The organism is Streptomyces telluris (assembly GCF_024519335.1).
Classification (GTDB): domain Bacteria; phylum Actinomycetota; class Actinomycetes; order Streptomycetales; family Streptomycetaceae; genus Streptomyces; species Streptomyces telluris.
On record NZ_JANIID010000086.1, the window covers coordinates 1 to 854 of the forward strand.

Sequence of the window (854 nt, forward strand, 5' to 3'; positions counted from 1 at the left end):
TGAAGGACGCGGGGGAGTGGGAGCGGTTCTACGGTTCGGCGCATGCGGGCACGTGGCCGTACGGGCTGCCGGAGCTGCCGGGCGGGCGGGAGGCGCTGAAGGGCGTACGGCGTGTGGCCGTGCCCGGGTGCTACCCGACCGCCGTGTCGCTGGCGCTGTTCCCGGCCTACGGGGCCGGGCTCGCGGAGCCGGAGGCGGTGATCGTGGCGGCGTCGGGGACGTCGGGCGCGGGCAAGGCGGCCAAGCCGCACCTGCTCGGATCCGAGGTCATGGGCTCCATGAGCCCCTACGGCGTCGGCGGCTCCCACCGGCACACGCCCGAGATCGTCCAGAACCTCTCCGCCGCCGCGGGGGAGCCCGTCACGGTCTCCTTCACGCCCACCCTGGCGCCGATGCCGCGGGGCATCCTCGCCACCTGCAGCGCCAAGGCCCGTCCCGGTGTGACGGCCGGCGGCCTGCGCGCCGCGTACGAGAAGGCGTTCGCGGACGAGCCGTTCGTCCACCTGCTGCCCGAGGGGCAGTGGCCCGCCACCGCCGCCGTCTACGGCTCCAACACCGTGCTGGTGCAGGTGGCGCTGGACGAGGCGGCCGGGCGGATCGTCGTGGTGAGCGCGATCGACAACCTGACCAAGGGCACCGCCGGTGGCGCGGTGCAGAGCATGAACATCGCCCTCGGCCTCCCCGAGGAGCTGGGCCTGCCGGCCACGGGAGTGGCGCCATGAGCGTCCGCCGGGTCATAGCGACCCTTCTGGCGCGGCTGGTGCCGTGCGACACGGCCAAGAACACGACGAGCAACCGGGCGAACGAGGAGATGCAGTGAGCGTCACGGCAGCGAAGGGATTCACGGCGGCGGG

Annotated in this window: 1 protein-coding gene; it reads left to right on the plus strand. The window is 73.8% G+C overall.

Annotated elements, in window-relative coordinates:
• A partial coding sequence (gene argC / locus NQU55_RS36195; RefSeq protein ID WP_256791876.1) for an N-acetyl-gamma-glutamyl-phosphate reductase occupies positions 1-722 on the plus strand: 722 nt, incomplete at its 5' end.
• Positions 723-854 lie beyond the last annotated feature (132 nt).